General features: G+C 61.1%; 14 protein-coding genes. 10 read left to right on the top strand and 4 right to left on the bottom strand.

The window, feature by feature from the left end; translation table 11 throughout:
* Positions 1-25: 25 nt before the first annotated feature.
* Positions 26-520, bottom strand: a complete 495-nt coding sequence (locus ACFC5L_RS02285; RefSeq protein WP_375201902.1) for a DUF2937 family protein — start codon at positions 518-520, stop codon at positions 26-28.
* Between the two features lie 289 nt (positions 521-809).
* Here ACFC5L_RS02285 and ACFC5L_RS02280 point away from each other — a divergent pair, with 289 nt between their 5' ends.
* A complete protein-coding gene (locus ACFC5L_RS02280) occupies positions 810-1,148 on the top strand; it encodes a hypothetical protein (protein ID WP_375201903.1) in 339 nt (112 codons plus the stop codon).
* Between the two features lie 78 nt (positions 1,149-1,226).
* Here ACFC5L_RS02280 and ACFC5L_RS02275 read toward each other — a convergent pair whose 3' ends face one another.
* Both ACFC5L_RS02275 and ACFC5L_RS02270 read right to left on the bottom strand, forming a co-directional pair.
* A complete protein-coding gene (locus ACFC5L_RS02275) occupies positions 1,227-1,934 on the bottom strand; it encodes a hypothetical protein (protein WP_375201904.1) in 708 nt (235 codons plus the stop codon).
* Positions 1,935-1,987: 53 nt separating this feature from the next.
* Positions 1,988-2,944 (bottom strand): glycosyltransferase family 2 protein, encoded by a 957-nt coding sequence (locus ACFC5L_RS02270; RefSeq protein WP_375201905.1) that lies wholly within the window; start codon positions 2,942-2,944, stop codon positions 1,988-1,990.
* A 224-nt stretch (positions 2,945-3,168) separates the two neighbouring features.
* On the opposite strand from ACFC5L_RS02270, the gene rimP reads away from it, so the two are divergent.
* The 9 genes from rimP to truB all read left to right on the top strand — a co-directional run bounded on the left by rimP (position 3,169) and on the right by truB (position 12,919).
* Entirely contained in the window at positions 3,169-3,705 is a 537-nt protein-coding gene (gene rimP / locus ACFC5L_RS02265; protein ID WP_375201906.1) for a ribosome maturation factor RimP, read from the top strand.
* A complete protein-coding gene (nusA, locus tag ACFC5L_RS02260; RefSeq protein WP_375201907.1) occupies positions 3,702-5,330 on the top strand; it encodes a transcription termination factor NusA in 1,629 nt (542 codons plus the stop codon). The genes rimP and nusA overlap by 4 nt, the downstream gene beginning before the upstream one ends.
* A 31-nt stretch (positions 5,331-5,361) precedes the next feature.
* Entirely contained in the window at positions 5,362-5,925 is a 564-nt protein-coding gene (locus ACFC5L_RS02255) for an RNA-binding protein (RefSeq protein ID WP_375201908.1), read from the top strand.
* Positions 5,926-6,031: 106 nt separating this feature from the next.
* Positions 6,032-8,665: a translation initiation factor IF-2 gene (gene infB, locus ACFC5L_RS02250; RefSeq protein WP_375201909.1), complete on the top strand. Its 2,634-nt coding sequence runs from the start codon at positions 6,032-6,034 to the stop codon at positions 8,663-8,665.
* A gap of 31 nt (positions 8,666-8,696) precedes the next feature.
* Positions 8,697-9,182: a GNAT family N-acetyltransferase gene (locus ACFC5L_RS02245; protein WP_375201910.1), complete on the top strand. Its 486-nt coding sequence runs from the start codon at positions 8,697-8,699 to the stop codon at positions 9,180-9,182.
* A gap of 71 nt (positions 9,183-9,253) precedes the next feature.
* Positions 9,254-9,649: a 30S ribosome-binding factor RbfA gene (gene rbfA / locus ACFC5L_RS02240; RefSeq protein ID WP_375201911.1), complete on the top strand. Its 396-nt coding sequence runs from the start codon at positions 9,254-9,256 to the stop codon at positions 9,647-9,649.
* A gap of 160 nt (positions 9,650-9,809) precedes the next feature.
* Positions 9,810-10,808, top strand: coding sequence for a glycosyltransferase 61 family protein (locus ACFC5L_RS02235; protein WP_375201912.1), 999 nt, complete (start codon positions 9,810-9,812; stop codon positions 10,806-10,808).
* Complete coding sequence (locus ACFC5L_RS02230) at positions 10,805-11,890, top strand: hypothetical protein (RefSeq protein ID WP_375201913.1); 1,086 nt, start codon at positions 10,805-10,807, stop codon at positions 11,888-11,890. The genes ACFC5L_RS02235 and ACFC5L_RS02230 overlap by 4 nt, the downstream gene beginning before the upstream one ends.
* A 93-nt stretch (positions 11,891-11,983) precedes the next feature.
* Positions 11,984-12,919, top strand: coding sequence for a tRNA pseudouridine(55) synthase TruB (gene truB, locus ACFC5L_RS02225; protein ID WP_375201914.1), 936 nt, complete (start codon positions 11,984-11,986; stop codon positions 12,917-12,919).
* Between the two features lie 22 nt (positions 12,920-12,941).
* Here the strand turns inward: truB and ACFC5L_RS02220 are convergent, their stop codons facing one another.
* On the bottom strand, positions 12,942-13,802 hold the full coding sequence (locus ACFC5L_RS02220; RefSeq protein ID WP_375201915.1) for an SMP-30/gluconolactonase/LRE family protein: 861 nt from the start codon (positions 13,800-13,802) through the stop codon (positions 12,942-12,944).
* Between the last annotated feature and the right edge of the window lie 57 nt (positions 13,803-13,859).

Genomic DNA, 13,859 nt, shown 5'->3' with positions numbered 1-13,859 from the left:
CAACGCCATATCGTTGTCAATGACGTCAGGCGTATCGGCGCCCGCCGGTCATGGAGCCCAGTAGTCCGAAGATAAAACTCGCGCCGCCCCACAGGACCGCAAAGCCGCCGCCCGCATAGACAAGACCGTCTGTGGTCGTCGGTACGGCGGGTTTATATTGTTCGTACACAGACAGGGTGATGTCCTCGATCTGCGTCTTGGCGAGAACGAGCGGGCGGGCCATGTCGCTGGCGGCTTCAAGCTCCGCCATATGGGCGCTCAACATCTCATAGCGCTCCACCGCCGAGACGTAAGCCGTGCACAGCGCGTCAAGAAGGCCGTCGGCGCTCTGGCATTCGTCGATGGCGCGGGCGCGGTCATAGCCATATTGGGCGATATTCGCGTCGAACTCCTGGACGATGGGGGCGAGCTCGTCGATGCGCCCTTGCAGGTTCTGCATATATTGGAGGGTGAAGCCCGGTCCCTGGCTGCCGATGACGGCGCCTGCGATGCCCAGTAAAAAAGCCAGAAAACGTCCCACGTCGATCCCCTCCGACAGTTAAAAACCCCGAATGATCTTGGCCGATTAGGCCGGCAAAATCCATAGCGGCGGAAGGCGCTGAATTCGCAGTGGTTTCGGCGGCTGACGCGGGCCGGCCGCGGCGGCGCCCTACGCTTTTCCGGCGAAGCTGTGACCGGCGTCACAACCGGAGGCGGTGACCACGAAAGCGCCACATTTGCGCGCAGATCGCGCCATGATTGACGCCAATGGTCGCCCCGCCGGCGAGGCAATTCCGCCTCAGGCCGGTTTCAACCAAGGGGGAATATCCATGAAACTCAATCGCACAGCCTTCGCCAGCGGCGCCGTCGGCGCTTTCGTCGCCAGCTTTGCTTTGTTCGCCGCGCCGCAGGCGGGCTCGGCGGCGCCGGCCGGCTCCGTCCGGCCGTCGAGCAGCCCGACCACCGCACCCATCGGCACTTACAAACCGGCCCAGCTCGACAAGTGGTGCGGCGCCAATTTCACGCGGGAAAATTACAGCCCCGGAAAATTCCAGAGCTATAGCTGTACGATGGATATCGAGACTTATTGTCAGCCCGGCATGATGATGTCGGCGGTTGTCTCTGACGGGTCGACGATCACTTACTCCTGCGCAACACCGCCGCACTAGGAACTCCCGTGACGCGTTAGCGTCGGAAAGCGCCGGATCGCGGATACGCAACCGGCGCTTTTTCTTTGGGCAAAAAGATCAGGAGCGGGCGCGTCTGCCGAAAGCGAATAGCCCGCCAAGACCGGTCAGCATCAGGGGCAGGGCGGCGGGAACGGGCGTGACAATGACATTCGGATCTTCCACCAGCGGCGGAGGACTGTCCGGATTGTCCGTAATTGGAGTTTCGGGAAGCTGAGGCGCGTCGCCGCCATTGACGGGAAACATGCCCGGAATGATGGCGCCCGGATAACCGCTGGCCTGGTTTGGCGCGCCGCCTTGTGCAACGCCGCCGCTCCCCGGCGACAGGCCCGGCGCCATGGCGAGGCTGAAGGGGGATGGCGTCTCTCCTTCGCCAGTCGCGGCTCCGCCTGCGGCGCCCGAAGGACCATCGGAAATGGCGCGCAACACCGCCTCGCGCAAGGCGGCGGGTTTTAGGGATGGCGCCCGCGGTCCGAAGGCGGCGTTTGAAACCACTCTTTCGGCGGCGGGGCCGCGGCCGGCCAGCCGGTTGTTCGCGGCGGCGTTGCTCTCCGGCGTCATGGCCGGCGCCATAGCGAGCGCGATAGGCGCGTCCGGCGTTTGTGTTTCATTTTGCGACAGGCTGTCAGCGCCGGCGGCGTCCAGCCGCGCTCTGTCCGCGCCCCGCGCCTTGCCGGTCATGAAGGCGATGGGCGTCGAAACCGCCGTGATCATCAGGAAATAGATGATCAGCGCCAGCATTCCGCGTTTTTTCAGCCTGCCGTTCATGGGTTTGCCCGTCTCCAGTCAGGAGAGGGACATTCAAGAACGGCGCCTTTTGTTTACGGCTTCTTCACCATGTTTGGCGGGGTGAAATCAGGGCTCGCCCAGATGTCGAAGGCGCGCCCTTCGGCGGTTTTTTTCGGCGCCTTCAAGGTCAGGAGCCGGGCGTAATTAACGCCGCGGCCGAGCAGCCAGAAGAGGTTGGCGGCGATGAGGCCGCCGCGTCCATAGTGATCGATGAAATAGCGCGCCCGCGCGGCGTAGAAATAGCGCGGTAGGCGCTGATAGGCGGCCGTCGCGTCCTCGACGCCGGAGGATTTCGCTTCGAAATGTTTGACGCGCGCTTCGTCGATGCGTGCGCCGCGCCAGCCCTTTGCCGCGGCCTTGAGGCCGTAGGCGCTGTCTTCGAAATACATGAAGTAGTTTTCGTCGAGGAGGCCCACTTCGTCGATCACCTCCTTGCGGATCATCACGCAAGCAAAGCTGATCCAGTCGGGGGCGTCAGCTTCGTCTTCGAAGATGGGCACCACATGCTCGCGAAAGCGGCGATAGAAAAAGTCGAGACCTGTTGCGTCCACAAACTCGCTGAAGGGCGTGCGTTTGCGGAACCGGCTGACGGCGGGCGCGCCGTTCTCATCGAGGATCATCGGCCCGGCGAGGCCGAGCTTCGGGCGGTCTTTCATGGCGGTGAGAAGCGCAGACAGCGCGCCGGGCTCGACCAGCGTGTCGGAGTTGAGGAGGAGGTAGAAATCAGCCTCTCCCGCTTTGATCCCGAGATTGTTGCCGGCGGCGAAACCGCCATTGACGGGCGACAGGACGAGTTCGACCGGCGCTTGGCGTCTTGCCGCGACCCAGGCGCGGAGTTTTTCAGCGGAATCATCCGGCGAGGCGTTGTCCACAAGGATCAGCCGCCCGCCAATCGCCTCAATCTCCGGCAAAACGCTTTCAGCGCTCGCGATGGCGAGGTCGGGCGTTCCGTAATTGAGAATAATGACGTTGAGCGGCGAGCGGGCCATATTAACCTTTTGGGGCGTCGATCCGCCCCGTTTTCCGCGGTTTATATGAAACCGGCCTTAACGAAAGCCTCTGAGGCGGCTTTATGGGGCTGAATTCCTGAGGGCATAGGCTCACAAAGGGGCTGACAAAGCAGGTTTTCAGTCCTATATACGCCATCAAACGCTGATCGATTTGATAAGCGGGCCCCGCGGGGCCCGCTTTTTCGTTCAAAAAGGGCCGTATATTGCTGCTTGAAGACCGCCTTGTCGCCATTATCGAACCCGTGGCTGAAGCCGCCGGCTTTGAACTGGTGCGCGTCAAAATCACCGGCGGCCAGACCAAGACGCTTCAGGTGATGGCCGAGCGGCCGGACCGGACCATGAGCGCGGGCGATTGCGCCAAGCTTTCCCGGGCGCTTTCGCCGGTTCTGGAAGAAGCCGACCCGATTGAAGGGGCGTATAATCTCGAAGTTTCCTCGCCCGGCATCGACCGGCCGCTGGTGAAGCTGAAAGATTTCGACCACTGGCAGGGCTGGCCGGCGAAGCTTGAATTGAACCGCCTCATCGAGGGCCGCAAGCGCTTCAAGGGCGTTGTCGCCGGCGTCGATGACGGCAAGGTCGCCTTCGATATTGAGGGCGAAGAAGATACGGCGCTGTTTCCGCTTGAATGGATCGCCAGCGCCCAGCTCGTTCTCACCGAAGAGCTGATCAAACAAACCATGAAGGCGGACAAGGAAGCCCGCCAAGCTACAGGAGAAGATGAGATGGAGACCTCTCAATGAACGCCGTCAGCGCCAACAAGCTGGAGCTCATCCAGATCGCCGACGCGGTCGCGCGCGAAAAATCCATCGACAAGGCGCTCGTCATCGAGGCCATGGAAGATGCGCTGGCCCGTGCTGCGCGCACCCGATATGGCCATGAAACGCTGGTCAAAGCCGAGATCAATCCGAAAACCGGCGAAACCAAGTTGTGGCGTCTTCTCGAGGTGGTTGAAGAGGTCGAAAACGACCAGACCCAGATGGCTCTGTCCGAAGCGCTTCACCGTAATCCGGAAGCTGAAGTCGGCGCGTTCATGTCAGAACCGCTGCCGCCGATCGATTTTGGCCGTCAGGCGGCGATGGGCGCAAAACAGGTCATCACCCAGAAAGTACGCGAAGCCGAACGCGACCGTCAGTATGAAGATTTCAAGGACCGGCTCGGCGAAATCATCAACGGCATCATCAAGCGCGTGGAATACGGTCATGTGATCGTCGATCTTGGGAAAGCGGAAGCGATCATCCGGCGCGACCAGCAATTGCCGCGCGAAAATTACCGCAATGGCGACCGCGTGCGCGCTTACATCATGGATGTGCGCCGCGAGACGCGGGGGCCGCAGATTTTCCTGTCGCGCTCGCATCCGCAATTCATGGCCAAGCTGTTCGAACAGGAAGTGCCGGAAGTTTATGACGGCGTCATCGAGATCAAGGCCGTCGCCCGCGACCCGGGCAGCCGCGCCAAAATCGGCGTCTTTTCGAACGATCCGGGCATCGATCCGGTCGGCGCCTGCGTCGGCATGCGCGGCAGCCGCGTTCAGGCTGTCGTCAATGAGCTGGGCGGAGAAAAGATCGACATCGTGCCGTGGAACGAGAATGACGCGACCTTCGTCGTCAATGCGCTCGCGCCGGCGGAAGTCACCAAAGTCGTTCTCGACGAAGATTTGAAGCGCATCGAAGTTGTGGTGCCGGACGAGCAATTGTCGCTCGCCATCGGCCGCCGCGGCCAGAATGTGCGCCTCGCGTCACAGCTTACGGGCTATGAAATCGACATCATGACCGAAGAGGAAGAGAGCGCGAAACGCCAGGAAGAATTCAAGGTTCGCTCTGAGCTCTTCATGGCCGGCCTCGACGTCGACGACATGATGGCCGGTCTTCTCGTGTCTGAGGGCTTCTCCAAGATCGAGGAGATCGCCTATGTGGACGTGGATGAGCTCATGGATATCGACGGTCTCGATGAAGAAACCGCCGAGGAGCTTCAGGCCCGCGCCAAGGACTTCATCGAGGAAGAAAATAAAAAGCTCGATGAAAAGCGCAAGGAACTCGGCGTCGCCGACGACATCCTTGAAATGGACGGCCTCGATCTCAAAATGATTGTTACGCTGGGTGAGAACGACGTGAAGTCGGTAGAAGATCTCGCCGGCTGCGCCACTGACGACCTGACTGGCTGGACCGAACGCGTCGACGGCGAACGCAAGCATTATGACGGCATGCTTGAGGCCTACAAAATCACCGCCGAAGACGCGGAAGACCTGATTATGCGCGCGCGGATTCAGGCCGGGTGGATCACGCAGGAAGATCTCGACGCCATGAAGGCGGCGGAAGAGGCGGCTGCGGCGGAAGGCGAGGAGGCGGCGGCTGACGTCAGCGCTTAAAAAGGCGAAGGCCGCTTCTGAACGGCGTTGTGTGGCGACGGGCGCCGCGTTGACGCCGGAGGACGGTTTGCGGTTCGTGGTCTCGCCGGATGGCGAACTCGCGCCTGATTTTACAGGCAACCTTCCCGGACGGGGGGCCTGGCTGACGCCGCAAAGAACGGCGCTTGAGACGGCGCTGCAAAAAGGCGCCTTTGCGCGTTCCTTTAAGCGGAGCGTTGCGGCGCCGGACGATCTGGCGGGGCGCATCGAGGCGGGCCTTGCCAAACAGGCGCTCGCCGCGCTTGGGCTGGCGCGCCGGACCGGCGATGTGGCGACGGGCTTTGAAAAGGTCCGCGCCATGCTGGCGGAAGGTTCTGCCGCCGTGCTCGTCAACGCCGCCGATGGCGGTGAGGACGGGCGGAGGAAACTGGAAGGCGCCGCCGGCGACGCCGCTGTGGTTGCGTTGTTTGAAGAGGCCGAACTCGCGGCGGCGCTTGGCCGGGAGGAGCCGACGGTTCATGTGGCCGTCAAAAAGGGCGCAGGGGCGCAGCGTTTTCTCAACGCCGCGCGACGCCTTGAAGGATTTCGAAGCGGCGATAAAGCCGCGAAACAATAGGGGTTCGCTGTGGACCCGGGCCCTTTGGGGCTGTATGTCGATGGCGGCTTCCTGAACGGGACCGCCGCTAAAGAAGGCGCTTCAGGCAAGCGCATTTGGAGATTGGATGAGCGACGACGTCGAAACTGAAACCAGCAAACCGCGCCGGCCGCTGACATTGCGCCGCACGGAGACGGGCGCCGTGAAGCAGAGCTTCAGCCACGGCCGCTCCAAGACGGTTGTTGTCGAGACTAAAAAGCGCCGCGTCCTGGCGCCGAAAAAGCCTGGCGAAGCGCCGGCGAAGGCCGAGGCTAAGGAAGCGCCTGAGAAAAAGGCCGCTAAAAAGCCTGCAGAGGATAAAGCCGCAACGGCGAAGGCTGCGGCCGCCGCCAAAGAGGCTGAGGACAAGAAGAAGAGCGCAGCCGTTCTTCGCACGCTCTCCGATGACGAAAAACAGGCCCGCGCCGCGGCGCTCGCGACTGCGCGCAAGCAAAAGGCGGAACGCGATAAACGCGACGCCGCCGAGCGCGCCGAACGCGAAGCGCGCGAAGCCGAAGAACGCTCGCGCCTCGAAGAAGAGCGCAAGCGTCAGGCCATTGAAGAAGAAAAACGCGCCCGCGAAGCTGAAGAACGCCGCAAGGCTGAAGAAGAAGCCCGCGAAGCGCTTGAGGAAGAAGAGCGCGAGCGCAAAAAGCGCAACGCAGCGAAAAGCGACGCCCGCGCCAAGGGCCGCGAAGAAGAAGAGCAGAAAGCCGACGCCAGTAAAGCGGCGGAGGCTGACAACCCGCTCGCCCAGCTTGGCGGCCGCTTGAAGACCAAGCGCAAAGGCGGCGGTGATGACCGTCGCGATACGGCCAAGGCGAAAGAAGCGCCGCGCCGCCGTTCAGGCAAGCTCACCATCGCCAATGCGCTCGATGACGAGGAGCGTCAGCGCTCGCTCGCGTCGGTGAAGCGCGCCCGCGAACGCGAAAAGCTCGCGCGTCAGCAGCGTGGCGGCGAACGTGTCTTGCGCGATGTCATCATTCCCGAAACCATCACTGTGCAGGAGCTCGCTGCGCGCATGTCCATGCGCGCCGTCGATCTCGTCAAGGAACTGATGAAGCAGGGCCAGATGGTCACGTCGAATGAAATTCTCGACGCGGACACGGCGCAGCTCATCGCCGAAGATCTCGGTCACTCCGTGAAACGCGTCGCGGAAGCCGATGTTGAAGAGGGCCTTGACGGCGCTCCGGACAATGAAGCGGATATGAAGCCGCGCCCGCCGGTCGTGACCATCATGGGCCATGTGGACCACGGCAAGACGTCGCTGCTCGACGCCATGCGTCAGACGGATGTGGTCGCTGGCGAGGCTGGCGGCATTACCCAGCATATCGGCGCCTATCAGGTGACGCTGGGCGATGACCGCAAGATCACCTTCCTCGACACGCCTGGCCACGCCGCCTTCACGCAGATGCGCGCGCGCGGCGCCAAGGTCACAGATATCATCATTCTCGTGGTTGCGGCGGACGACTCGATCATGCCGCAAACGGAAGAAGCGATCAGTCACGCCAAGGCTGCGGGCGTGCCGATCATTGTCGCGATCAACAAGGTCGACAAACCTGACGCCAATCCTGACAAAGTTCGCACCGATCTCCTCCAGCATGAGATTCAGGTCGAGAGCATGGGCGGCGATGTGCAGGATGTTGAAGTCTCGGCGCTCAAGAAGATGAATCTCGACGGCCTTCAGGACGCGATCCTGTTGCAGGCTGAACTGCTCGATCTCAAAGCCAATCCGGATCGTCCTGCGAACGGCGCCGTCGTTGAGGCGCGTCTCGACAAGGGCCGCGGCGCCGTCGCGACGCTGCTGGTTGAGCGCGGCACGCTTAAGCGCGGCGATATTCTCGTCGTCGGATCGGAATGGGGCAAAGTGCGCGCCATGACCGACGACAAAGGCAAAACCGTGCAAGAGGCGGGGCCCGCCTTCCCGGTGGAGGTGCTTGGCCTCAATGGCGCGCCGGAGCCGGGCGACACCTTCAATGTCGTCGACAGCGAAGCAAAAGCCCGCGAGATCGCCGAATTCCGCCAGCGTCAGCGGCGTGAAAAGGCGGCGGCGAAGTCGTCGGGCACGTCGCTTGAGCAGATGATGGCGCAACTGCAGGATTCGGAGATCAAGGAACTGCCGATCGTTATCAAAGGCGATGTGCAGGGCTCGATCGAAGCGATCGTTGGCTCGCTGGAAAAATTCAACAATGACGAAGTCCGTGTGCGGATTTTGCATACGGGCGTCGGCGGCATTTCCGAAAGCGACGTCATCCTTGCGGAAGCGTCGAATGCGCCGGTTATCGGCTTCAATGTCCGCGCCAACAAACAGGCGCGCGAAGAAGCGGAGCGGTCGAAGGTCGAGATCCGTTACTATTCCGTGATCTACAACCTGATCGACGATATCAAGGCGACGCTGTCCGGCATGCTTGAGCCGGAACTGCGGGAAACCTTCCTTGGCAATGCGGAAATCCTCGAAGTGTTCAACATTTCGAAGCACGGCAAGGTCGCCGGCTGCCGCGTCACCGAAGGCAAGGTGGAGCGCGGCGCCAAAGTCCGTCTTATCCGCGACAACGTCGTTATTCATGAAGGCGAGCTCTCGCAGCTCAAGCGCTTCAAGGACGATGTCAACGAAGTGCCCGGCGGTCAGGAATGCGGCATGAGCTTCGCCAATTACGAAGACATGCGCCCCGGCGACGTCATCGAATGCTTCTCCGTTGAGAAGGTGACGCGGACGCTTTAACGTCGGCTGTCGCGACTGCTGAGAAAGGTTCATGCTCCGTCCACTTGATCCCGACCGCGACGGGCCGGCTTTGCATGCGATCTTCGGCGACGAAGACTGTTGCACCTATCTTGCCGGGCCAGCTGCTAAGTCTGTTTCCGAAACCGTCAGTCTCCTGAAGAAATGGAATGAGGGCACGGAAGAGACAACCTGGGCGATTGTTGAGCATGAAAACGGTGAGGCGCGTGGACGGGCGACGCTGATCCCGCGCGGGCGCGAAATTTGGGAAATCGGCATCATGCTTTGCCCTAAGGCGCAGGGACGCGGTCTTGCGGCGAAGGCTCTCGCCGAAATCATCGAAGACGGCTTTGACCACCGCGGCGCGCGCCGGATTTTCGCCGATATCGATACGGACAATAGGCCTTCTATCCGCCTGTTTGAGCGGTTGGGATTTCAGCGCGAGGGGGTTGTTGCGGGGGACCTGGATGACCCATATGGGTCAACGCGACAGCGTTATTTTCGGGCTGTTGCGGTCTGACCCCCGGATTTGGCGGACTTAGCCGGGATATCAGGGTTTTTCTTCGCACCGCCGAGGCGTATTATCAAAGCATGGCCAATCGTTTTTCCAGTCAAAAGGGCCCCTCCCAGCGGCAGCTTCGCGCCGGCGAATTGATCCGGCATGCGCTGGTTGAGGTTTTGCAGCGGGAGACTCTGCGCGACCCGGCGCTGGCGGGCGTCTCTGTGACTATCAGCGAGGTTCGGGTTTCTCCGGATCTAAAACAGGCGAAAGTGTTCGCCAGTCCGCTTGGCGGCGGCGACGAGGCTGGCGTAGTCGCCGCCCTGAATCGCATGGCGGCCTATTTACGCGGGCTCCTGGGCAAGAAGATTGAGATGAAATTCACTCCGGCCCTGACCTTCCTCATGGATGAAACATTCGCCGAGGCGCAGAAAATCGACCGGCTTCTGTCGCGGCCAGACGTTGCTCGCGATCTTGGCGGCGAATAAAGCGCACCTTGTTCACCAGATCTTCGGAAAATAGGCTATCATTGATCCTGTAACAGGGGGATCCGCGGCGTATGCCGCGAAGACGTGACCGATGGCATCATTTTCGGCGTTGTACCGGCATTCGAAAATTCAAGCGCCGCTGGCGCGTTTTCGGAGCAATGTGAGCGGAATATGGCGCGCTCTTTTTGCTGCGGCCGGAAAATACAGACCGTTGAGCGCGGAAGAAACCGAAACAGTTCAAGGCGAATTTGTTCCGTTCAAAGGCGATATTCCCGTCAGCGCCGGCGGTGAATACGGGCAACACCGGCTATCTTTTGCGCAGGAAAGGCCCATCTTTGAAGAGGTGGGAAATCTTGTCGCCACACCGGGCGGCGGGGCTTGGAAAGACGGCGTGTTTTACGAAAAATACAGCGCTGTCAAACCCGGCCTCAGAATGTTGACCGCCGATCATCAGCCGAAAAAAACGGTGGCCGCCGGAATTTTCATCCAGTCAGAGCATGTCGATACATTTGGGGACTGGATGTCGGAATATTTGGCGCCGCTGGCGTCCCTGCCGCAGATCGATGCGCCGGTCTTTCTTCCGTCGGCCCTGGCGGCCAAAAGCTATGTGCAGCGCGACGCCGCGCGCCTTGGGATCGACTTTACGGGCATTGAGGAGCCGCTGTTGATTGAGCGCGCGACGGTGCTGCGCCAAACCCGGGTCGTGCGCTATTGGCGGCCTGAGCAGGCGCGTCGTTTGCAAGCCTTGCTAAAAGCGGCCCCGCCCGCGCCCAGACCCGGATCGCTTCTTTATCTTTCACGCGAAGGTGAAAATTCGGAAGTCGCTGACCGCACTTATCCGAGCCTCCTTGTTGAAGAGGCTGTGCGCAAGCGCGGCGGCCAGATTTTGCGCACAGCGACGGCGTCTCTTGAAGATTATTTGAATGCCGCGGAACAAGCGGAGACAGTGCTCTATGATCACGGTTCTGCTGCTTACAATATGGCTTACTGGCGCCCGCGGCGGGCGATCGAGTTTGTCAGCGACGATTGGTGGATGAACTCTTTCCTGTTCTTTGCGGCCAGTCTTGGCGTCAAGGACTACACACTTATCTGCACCGACCGGCCCGGCGTGGCGGAGCGTCTTGATATGGCGCTCGATGCGCCGGTGGAGGCGTCGTGAAGGGGCTAGCGACGGCGCTTTCCGCCATTTTGGGACCGGCGCGGGCGGCGGAACTGCGCGATGACATCTCCAAGATGTGGCGTTGGGGGTTCGCCGCCGCCGGGCGCTATCGGCCTATTCCGGCCGAGGAGACAGAAATCGTTTTCGAAAAACGCGTTCCTTTCAAAGGCGATGCGCCTTTGCAGATTACAACCGGTGTTCATGAACAAGGGCGTATGGCGTTTCGTGCGCCACGGCCTCAGCTTGAAGAGGCTGATGACCTGATCGTTACGCCCAGTGGCGGCGCATGGCGCAATGGGTGTTTTGAGGAACGCTACAGCGCCGGCCGGCCGGGTTTGCGCCGTCTGCTTGAAGGCTGCCGTCCAGATCAAACGCTGCCTGAAGCTTATATTGTTCAGTGCGCGCATAACGACACTTATGGCGACTGGGTATCGGAATATCTGGTTCCGGTTCTTGGCGCCGCGCCCTTGTCCGCGCCGCTGTTGTTGCCCGCAACAATCGCGACGAAATCATTTGTCGCGCGAGATCTGAAGGATTTGGACGTTGACTGGCGGACGATTGATCGGCCGGTCAGAATTGAGAAAGCCCGTGTGCTGCGGCAACAAAAATATTTCGTGCATTTCCCCGAAGGCAATGTGCGGCTCTTGCGTCAGGTTTTCGGCGAGCCAAAGAATGCGCCGCGTCCGGGCGGGGTGGTGTATCTTTCCCGCTATGGCGAAGCCTCCGATGTCGCGGCGCGGCGCTATCCAAGTCTTGTCATTGAAGACATGATCAGGGCGCGCGGCGGCCGGGTCATCCGAACCGGCGGCGCGACGCTTGAGGATTACGCGGCCGCCGCCGCCGACGCTGAGACCGTTGTCTTCGATCACGGATCGGCGTTTTACAATGCCCTTGGATGGCCCATGCGCCGTGCAGTGGAAATTGTGTCCGACGATTGGTGGAACAACGCTTTTTTGATGTTGTGCAACGCCGCCGGCGTGGATGACTACACGATCATTCGCGGCGATCTTGGAGATGCGCATATCAAGGAACGGCTGTTGAAAACACTAGACGCCCCGCTTGACGCCGCTGCTGCAAGCTGATTGAAAGCCGCTTCACGAGGCCTCGCCGCTGTTCAATCCGGCGCATGAGGCGGCGCAGCAAGTTGCAAATGATGAAGAACAGGACCCCGAAAGATGGGCAGACGGCGCAATAAAAAGGGCCGGCCGGTTTCCGGCTGGCTGATCATCGACAAGGCTTATGATTTCGGCTCCACCGAAGCGGTGTCAAAGGCGAAATGGTTGTTTCAGGCGCAAAAGGCCGGTCATGCGGGCACGCTCGACCCGCTTGCGACCGGCGTGTTGCCGATTGCGTTCGGTGAGGCGACCAAAACTTCCGGCTATGTCATGGACGCCGAAAAGCATTACCGTTTCACCGCGCGCTGGGGAGAGGCGCGCGCGACCGACGACGCCGAAGGCGATGTCATTGCAACTTCTGACAAACGCCCCTCGCGCGAGGAGATCGAGGCTGTGCTTGACCGCTTCATTGGCGAAATCGAGCAGGTCCCCCCGCAGTTTTCGGCAATCAAGGTCGCCGGCGAGCGCGCTTACGATCTGGCGCGCGATGGCGAGGCGGTGAAGCTCGAACCGCGTCAGGTGATGATTTATGATTTGCACATTGTTGAGACGCCGTCGGAAGATGAAACCGTTTTTGAAGCGGTGACGGGCAAGGGCGCTTATGTGCGCGCGCTGGTGCGCGACATGGCTCGTGCGCTCGGAACAGAAGGCTATGTCTCTTCGCTGCGGCGGCTTGCTGTCGGCCCCTTGCGCGCCGAAGACGGCATCTCGCTTGCGGATCTGGAAGCCATGGGGTCTCTCGATGAACGCGATGGAGCGCTGTTGCCAATCAGCCAGGCGCTTTCCTCCATGCCGCAGGCGATCATAGATGGTCCGCAAGCCGATAAATTGCGCCGGGGCCAGCCGGCGGTCGTATCGCCGGCGACAGCCAAGGGCGTGCGCGGTGAGACAGCCGGAATCATCGAGGGCGTTCTCGCCGTGCTTCATGACGAAGCGGTGGCGATTTGCGAGCTGGACGGTCTTAAATTGAAGCCAAGCCGGGTTTTCAACGCCTGAAGCCCCCGCAAAAACCGAGCGCCTAGCGCACCGCTTTCCACGCTGTCACCGTTCCCGGGCGCCAGTTCGGTACGATCACGAGATCGCCAAACATGGTGAGATCGTTTTGCAGGATTCCCGCCTCGCGCGTGTCGAGAAGTTCGGTCGTTTCCCCCTCCGGAGAAACGTAATAGATCGCGCCCGGCCAGGATGAGACCAGCCAGCCGCCGCCCGGAACAAGTCCGATGCCGTCCGCGTTTTCCATGCCGCTTGCGATTTCGGTCAGGGTTGCGTCAGCGTCCGCGGCAAAAAGCGACCCGGACTCCATCGTTGAAATATAAAGCGTGTCGCCATCGCCGAGGAGGCCGTTAATCCCGCCGAGGCGATCATTTTCAAGCCACAGGGTTGCAGCCTCGCCGTCGACTTTGTGAATGCTCGCGCCGCCGGAATCGGAAACATAGACCGCGCCGCCCCAGACCGTTGCGTCATTGAGGAACCGGGCGCCGTCGATTGCGATGGTCCCGGCCGGCTCGCCGGTCTCCGCGTTGAAGATGCGCACCTGATCGAGGTCGGCGACATAAAGGCGGCCCTCATGCACCGCCATGCCTTTCGGCGCATCCAGCCCTTCTGCGAATTTCTCCGTAACAATGTCGCCGTCTTCGGAAAGGATCGAAATCCAGCCTTCGCCGTCTTTTGCGCCGCCTTCCCCGACCACATTGGAGATGAAATAACCGCCCTGGGGCGCCGCAGCGACGCCTTCGGGCGCCGTTAAGCCTTCCGCGATCCAGATCTGTTCGAGCTTGGGCGTCGTCGAGGCTTCTTCGGCGGCGGGCGCCGCGGGGTCAGGGGCCGAACAGGCGGCGGCGAAGGCAAGCATGGCGATGGAGAAAAGGCGCATTTTCAACCTCAATTTCCTGATTTTCTGGCCAGTTCGGCCATGGCATGGTCTGGCGCTCGGGGC

It is taken from the genome of Hyphococcus sp., assembly GCF_041986965.1.
In the GTDB taxonomy this organism is placed as follows: Bacteria; Pseudomonadota; Alphaproteobacteria; order Caulobacterales; family Parvularculaceae; genus Hyphococcus.
The sequence above is the reverse complement of the archived record's forward strand: the minus strand, read 5'-3'. Positions and strand labels throughout refer to the sequence as shown.

Excerpts from the sequence above, each read along its gene's own strand:
- ACFC5L_RS02280 (WP_375201903.1), top strand. The coding sequence starts at position 810 with ATGAAACTCAATCGCACAGCCTTCGCCAGCGGCGCCGTCGGCGCTTTC.
- ACFC5L_RS02275 (WP_375201904.1), bottom strand. The coding sequence starts at position 1,934 with ATGAACGGCAGGCTGAAAAAACGCGGAATGCTGGCGCTGATCATCTAT.
- ACFC5L_RS02270 (WP_375201905.1), bottom strand. The coding sequence starts at position 2,944 with ATGGCCCGCTCGCCGCTCAACGTCATTATTCTCAATTACGGAACGCCC.
- nusA (WP_375201907.1), top strand. The coding sequence starts at position 3,702 with ATGAACGCCGTCAGCGCCAACAAGCTGGAGCTCATCCAGATCGCCGAC.
- infB (WP_375201909.1), top strand. The coding sequence starts at position 6,032 with ATGAGCGACGACGTCGAAACTGAAACCAGCAAACCGCGCCGGCCGCTG.
- ACFC5L_RS02245 (WP_375201910.1), top strand. The coding sequence starts at position 8,697 with ATGCTCCGTCCACTTGATCCCGACCGCGACGGGCCGGCTTTGCATGCG.
- rbfA (WP_375201911.1), top strand. The coding sequence starts at position 9,254 with ATGGCCAATCGTTTTTCCAGTCAAAAGGGCCCCTCCCAGCGGCAGCTT.
- truB (WP_375201914.1), top strand. The coding sequence starts at position 11,984 with ATGGGCAGACGGCGCAATAAAAAGGGCCGGCCGGTTTCCGGCTGGCTG.